This window comes from Streptomyces sp. SID3343 (genome assembly GCF_009865215.1).
Classification (GTDB): Bacteria; Actinomycetota; Actinomycetes; order Streptomycetales; family Streptomycetaceae; genus Embleya.
On record NZ_WWJX01000651.1, the window covers coordinates 1 to 6289 of the forward strand.

6 protein-coding genes are annotated in these 6289 nt (G+C 71.2%); 5 read left to right on the plus strand and 1 reads right to left on the minus strand.

What is annotated here, in order from left to right; translation table 11 throughout:
• Nucleotides 1-215 precede the first annotated feature (215 nt).
• A complete protein-coding gene (locus GT354_RS20065) occupies nt 216-1109 on the plus strand; it encodes an AfsR/SARP family transcriptional regulator (RefSeq protein WP_161357679.1) in 894 nt (297 codons plus the stop codon).
• Nucleotides 1110-1258: 149 nt separating this feature from the next.
• On the opposite strand, the gene GT354_RS20070 is transcribed toward GT354_RS20065, so the two are convergent.
• A complete protein-coding gene (locus GT354_RS20070; protein WP_161357680.1) occupies nt 1259-1720 on the minus strand; it encodes a hypothetical protein in 462 nt (153 codons plus the stop codon).
• 346 nt (nt 1721-2066) lie between these two features.
• On the opposite strand from GT354_RS20070, the gene GT354_RS20075 reads away from it, so the two are divergent.
• The 4 genes from GT354_RS20075 (at nt 2067) to GT354_RS20090 (ending at nt 6214) form a co-directional block, all read left to right on the plus strand.
• Entirely contained in the window at nt 2067-3242 is a 1176-nt protein-coding gene (locus GT354_RS20075) for a macrolide family glycosyltransferase (RefSeq protein ID WP_161357681.1), read from the plus strand.
• Nucleotides 3243-3537: 295 nt separating this feature from the next.
• Nucleotides 3538-4272, plus strand: a complete 735-nt coding sequence (locus GT354_RS20080; protein ID WP_202512079.1) for a nucleotidyltransferase family protein — start codon at nt 3538-3540, stop codon at nt 4270-4272.
• Nucleotides 4273-4559: 287 nt separating this feature from the next.
• A complete protein-coding gene (locus GT354_RS20085) occupies nt 4560-4913 on the plus strand; it encodes a YciI family protein (RefSeq protein ID WP_161357683.1) in 354 nt (117 codons plus the stop codon).
• A gap of 56 nt (nt 4914-4969) precedes the next feature.
• Nucleotides 4970-6214, plus strand: a complete 1245-nt coding sequence (locus tag GT354_RS20090; protein WP_161357684.1) for an RNA polymerase sigma factor — start codon at nt 4970-4972, stop codon at nt 6212-6214.
• The last annotated feature ends 75 nt before the right edge of the window (nt 6215-6289 follow it).

The following is a 6289-nucleotide window of genomic DNA, read 5'->3' on the forward strand; positions in this document are numbered from 1 at the left end:
CCGGACCGAACCCGCCCAGCCCCGCCCCGCCCCGCCCGAACCGAACCCGCCCCACCCGGCCCCGGCCCCACCCCGCGCGGCCGCAACTCCCCGTGCACCCTCAGGGACCCTCGGAACACCCGCTATATCCCTCGAAACGCGCCCCGTCCGCCCCACTGTCACGTGTCGCCTTCCTAGCCTCCACCGAGGATGCGCGCGAAGACGGAGGAGGACGGATGCTTCAGTCGGTGCGGGTGCCGCGGACGGTCTACGGCAGCGGGGCGACGGACAAGGCCGGGGTAGGTGTGCTCGGCCCGATCGTGGTGCGGCCCGCCGGCCCCCGCGAAGCGAGCCCCCGCAAAGCGAACCCCCAGGAAACCGGCCCCGCGGACGCCGAATGGCGACCGATCGTCGCCGGACGGCCGAGGGCCCTGTTGGCTCTGCTCACGGCCTCCCTGGGCAAGGTCGTACCGGTGGGTCTGATCCTGACGGAGGTGTGGCAGGGCGAGCCACCGGCGATGCGCGGCAAGGCCGTTGCGCAGGCCGTGCTGCGGCTGCGACGGTTACTCGGCGACGACTCGGGCGAGATCGTGCTGACCAGACCCGGTGGCTACGAACTCGGGCCGGCGCGCCTGGAGTCGGACGCCTCGGCGGTGGCGGCCCGGGTGGCGGCGGGGCGCGCCGCGCTCGTGGCGGGAGACGCGAAGACGGCCGCGAATCTGCTGGCCGACGCGTTGAATCGTTGGCGCGGGGAGCCGTACGCCGGGGTGGATCCGGTGGACCCGGCCGGACCGGTGGCGTGTCACCGCGCCGCCTTGATCCGATTGCAGGTCTCCGCGCAGGAGGCCCGGATCGACGCCGACCTCGCGCTCGGGCGGCATCGCGACGTGGTCGACGAGTTGGCCGGGCTCGCCGCCCGGGATCCCCTGTACGAGCCGTGGTGGCCACGCTTGATGGTCGCGTTGTACCGCAGTGGGCGGCGTGCGGACGCGTTGCAGGCGTATCGACGGTTGCGGACCGTGCTGGTGGACCGCCTGGGAATCGAACCCGGGCACGAGGCGCGCCGGTTGCAACAGCTCATCCTGTCGGGCGACGTGGTGACGACCCCGTGCGTGTGCTGCGGTCGGTGATCCCGACCGCGCCTCGGCCGTGCCCGTGACGCGCCGCCCCCACCGTGCCCGTGACACGGCGAGGCGAGCCGGTGCAGGGCGCGCCCGGCCCGCGCCCGGCCCGCGCCCGGGACGCCGCCCGGGCCGGTCCGGTGACCGCGCAGGGGGGATCAGGCGCACACCTCGCGCGAAGGCGACCACTGGGCCTGGCTGCTGAACCAGTAGTAGTCGGTGAACGCGAACATCGTCGTGCAGGTCCCCGAAGGCAGCGTGATACGGGGCCCGTTGCAGAAGCGGGAGCTGCTCGCGGGCATCGCGACGGCCGCGCACGTGTTGGTCGCGGAGTTCGCGGTGACGCCGTTCTTGACCTCGGGGAGCAGGACGGAGCTGCTCTTGTTGTTCGCGGCGATCGTGTAAGCCTGCGCCTTGCCACCGCCCCACGTGATGCAGGTGAGGAGCTGGACTCCGGTTTGGGAGAGCACCGTCGAACTCGAACATACGGCGTTGCCGAGGTTCGGATAGCCGGTGCCCCAGCTCACGTTCGCGGCCGAGGCGGGCCCCTGGGCGACGGCGGTGAGTGTTGCGGCGGCGACACCGACACCGAGGACACGGGAGATCTTCGAACGGAACATGCGCATTGCCTTCCACGCGGAATCTCTCGTCGGAGGTGAGGGCTTCCGACGAGTCCTGACGGGCAGTCAGTTATCCAGGAGCGTGGCCGAGGACGGGTCCATCACGGTGCCGACCGGGTTCCGAAGCGATTCCGGGTGGAGCCCATCCGAATGATCAAGGTACGGTCGGCACCATGCATTTCATTCAGATCTACGGCTGACGACGTCGAGGGCTGTGCCCTCGAACGGTCCGAACCGGTGGGCGTGACGCTTGTGCCGCCATCGGGAGTGTTCGGGCTGCCCGTTCGTCCACGCGAAGGCCCCTGTGTGCCTTTGCTGCCGCCACTGATCCGAACGAGAGATTCTCATGTCCCGTCGCCGTACCCACATCGCGATGATCGGCATTCCCGCCGTCAGCCATGTGCTGCCCAGCCTGGAGATCGTGCGCGAGCTGGTGGTCCGCGGTCACCGCGTGAGCTGTGTCAACGACCCGGCCGTGGCCGAGCTGCTTGCCCCGACGGGGGCCGAGTTCGTGCCGTACCGATCCGTGTTGCCCGTCACCGACAACGCCTGGCCGGAGGACCCGATCGCCGCGATGGGTCTCTTCCTGGACGACGCGGTGCAGGCGTTGCCGCAGTTGCGGGCCGCGTTCGACGCGGATCCCGCCGACCTGTACCTCTACGACATCGGCGCGTACGCGGCGCGTGCGCTCGCGGAACGCCAGGAGCGACCGATCGTCCAGCTCTCGCCGAGCTATGTGGCGTGGCAGGGCTACGAGGCGGAGGTCGCGTCGCAGATCAGGCAACTCCCGGGCGGAGATGCCTATTGGGCCCGGTTCGCCGACTGGCTCGCGACGTGCGGCGCGACCACGACGGACGTGGACGCGTTCGGTGGTCGACCCGCGCGGGTCGTGGCGATCGTGCCGAGGGCGATGCAGCCGAACGCGGAGCGGGTCGACGACAACGTGGTCACCTTCGTCGGCCCGTGTCCGGGCGACCGTGCGGAGCAGAGAAGTTGGACCCGGCCGGAAGGCGCCGAACGGGTGTTGCTGATCTCGTTGGGCTCGGCGTTCACTCGGCAGAGTGAGTTCTATCGCCGGTGCCTGGCCGCCTTCGGTGGGCTGCCCGGCTGGCATGTCGTGCTCCAGATCGGCAGGCACACCGACCCCGCCGACCTCGGCGACGTGCCGTCCAATGTCGAACTCCACCCGTGGGTACCGCAGTTGGCTATCCTTCGACAGGCCGACGCGTTCGTCACACACGCGGGCATGGGCGGCAGTAGCGAGGGGCTGATGACCGGCGTGCCGATGATCGCCGTTCCTCAGGCCGCCGATCAGTTCGCCAACGCCGATCGGCTGGTCGAACTCGGGGTGGCTCGCCGCCTGGACACCGCCGATGCCACGGCGGACGCCCTGCGCGCGGCGCTGCTCGACCTGACCGCCGACCCGACGGTGGCCGAGCGCTCGGCCCGGCTGCGTGCCCAGGTCCGAGCCGAGGGCGGCACCTCCCGCGCGGCCGACCTGATCGAGGCCGAACTCGGCTGACGGGAGGGCGGCGACCGTTCGAAGGCGGTCGCCGCCCTGCCCGCGTCGGGTCCAGGTCGCCCACCGGGCCGATGCCGCGGGCGCCTCCGTCGTGGTCTCGACGAGGCCGATGCCCATGGACATGCTGCCCGCCTGTTGCGTGTGGGGCGGTAGTGGTCGGGTTCGGCGCCGGCCGGGCGGGTGCGATGATGCCGGGCGATACAAACCACTTGTTTTCATGCCACGTGTTCTCACGCCCGTGTTTTCACGTCACTTGTTGCACGTTGCTTTTGCGAAGAAGAAGCGGAGTCGGGTCTTGTCGATCGAGCAGGCGATCATCCTCGCGGGTGGGCAGGCCACGCGCATGCGGCCGTACACGGACGACGCGCCGAAGGCGATGGTCCCGGTGGCCGGATCGCCCATCCTGGGCTATCAGTTGCTGTGGCTGGCGGAGCACGGGGTGAAGCAGGTCGTGCTGTCGGTGGGGTATCGGGCCGATCTGATCCGGGCGTACGTGGGCGACGGCTCGCGCTTCGGCCTGAGCGCGGCGTACGCGGTCGAGGACGAACCGCTGGGCCGAGGTGGCGGGATGAAGCTCGCCACCCGACAACTCGCCGATCCCGCAGGCGATTTCCTGGCCCTCAACGGCGACGTGATCACCCACTTCGACCTGGGCGACCTGATCGAGGGGCATGCCCGAAGCGGGGCCGCGGTCACCATCGCGTTGTCCCCGTACCGCTCGAACTGGGGTGTGGTGGACATCGACGAGGCGGATCGCGTCCGCGGCTTCGTACAGTCGCCGGTGCTGCCCTACTGGATCAACTCCGGTGTGTACGCGATGGCGTCGCAGGTGAGCGGGCTCCTGCCCGACAAGGGCGATCACGAGGACACCACTTTCCCGGCGTTGGCCGAACAGGACCGGATGCGGGCGTTCCGGATCGACGGCTACTGGCGTGGGATCGACACGGTGAAGGACGTCAAGGAGGCGACGGGCGAATTGCTCGGTCAGGGACGCGAACTGCCGGTGCGATTCCGGCTGACCGGAGCCTGAGGGCGGGTACGGCCGACGGCGGCGAGGGCGGGCGACCTCGACCGGCGGGGGGCGGTGCGGGCCTGCCGGCCTCCGGGCCGGGGTCGGCGCGGCATCGTAGGCGCCCGCCGCAGCATCGTAGGCGCCCGCGGCGGCATCGAAGACGGCCGCCGGCGCGGCGCAGCCGGTGCCCGCGCGAAAGTCTCGGAAGATTCTCCGGGGAGCCGTCGATGCGGCGGAGTCCCGTTCGACGCAAGAGTGGGAAGCCGGGAGCAGCCCCGCTTCCCCGACCGCACCGAGGAGCCGGCATGCCGCGTTTTCTGACCGTGATCCGTATCGACGAGAACACCCCCGCCGACGACCGCGATCCCGGGTTCGACGCGCGCATGGGCGCGTTGTTCGAGGAGATCACCAAGGCCGGCGTCATGCTCGACACCGCGGCGCTGGCACCGACCGCGGAAGGCACCCGGCTGACCTGGTCGGGCGGAAGGATGTCCGTCGTCGACGGCCCGTTCACCGAGACCAAGGAGGTCATCGGTGGCTACTCGATCGTGCAGGCCAAGGACAAGGCCGAGGCCGTCGCCTGGGCCGAGCGCTTCCTGCGGGTGCACTCCGACGACGTGAGCATCACCGCCGAGGTCCGGGAGATCGCGGAGGGGTAGCCCGCGCCGGTCGCACCGCGCTTGCCCGCCCGTCGCGCGGCTGTTCTGATGTGGCGGTGACGACGGCGAGCGCGGTAGAGACGGTGTTCCGGATCGAGTCGGCGCGGATCATCGCCGGTGTCACCCGGATCGTCCGGGACGTGGGCATCGCCGAGGAGCTTGCGCAGGACGCCCTGGTCGCCGCGCTCGAACAGTGGCCCGCGTCGGGCGTGCCGGACAATCCGGGGGCCTGGCTCACGGCCACCGCCAAGCACTGCGCCATCGACCTGGTGCGCCGCAAGGAGACCTACGCCCGCAAGCTCGCGGAGGTCGGCCGCACGCTGGAGGATGTGCCGCCTCCCGAGCCGTCGGACGTCGACGACATCGACGACGACCTGTTGCGGCTGATCTTCACCGCGTGCCACCCCGTACTCTCCGCCGAGGCCCGCATCGCGCTCACCCTGCGGCTGCTCGGCGGGCTGACCACCGACGAGATCGCCCGCGCCTGTCTGGTCGCCGAACCGACGGTGGCCCAGCGCGTCGTTCGGGCCAAACGCACCCTCGCCAAGGCGGGCGTCCCGTTCGAGGTGCCGTACGGTGCCGACCGCGTCGAGCGTCTCGGCTCCGTCCTGGAGGTGGTCTATCTCGTCTTCAACGAGGGCTACTCCGCGACCACCGGCGACGACTGGCTGCGCCCCGCGCTGTGCGAGGACGCACTCCGGCTCGGCCGGGTGCTCGCGGCCCTGATGCCGCAGGAACCCGAGGTGCACGGACTCGTCGCGCTCCTGGAGATCCAGGCGTCGCGCACCGCCGCCCGGACCGGTCCCGACGGCGAACCGGTGCTGCTCGCCGATCAGAACCGAGCCCGTTGGAGCCGGCTGCTGATCCGGCGCGGCTTCGCCGCCCTGGAACGCGCGAGCGCGGTGGGGGACATTCCGGGGCCGTACACGCTCCAGGCCGCGATTGCCGCGTGCCACGCCCGGGCGGTGCGCTACGACGAGACGGACTGGTCGACGATCGCGACCCTGTACGCCCGGCTCGCGGTGGTCTCGCCGTCGCCCGTCGTCGAACTGAACCGCGCGGTGGCGGTCTCGATGGCGGACGGCCCGGCGGCCGCGCTGGCCATCGTGGACGCCCTCGACGGCGAACCCGCGTTGCGGGCGTATCACCTGCTGCCGAGCGTGCGCGGCGATCTGCTGGCGCGGTTGGGGCGTACGGCGGAGGCGCGGGCGGAGTTCGAACGGGCGGCGACGCTGACCCGCAACGAACGAGAGCGGGACATGTTGCGGGCTCGGGCCCGGGAGTGCGACTCGGCGCGGTAGCGGTAAACGCCTGTGGGTTCGGGGCCGGCAGCCGGCAGGATCGACCGACGACCGACGACCGACGACCGACGACCG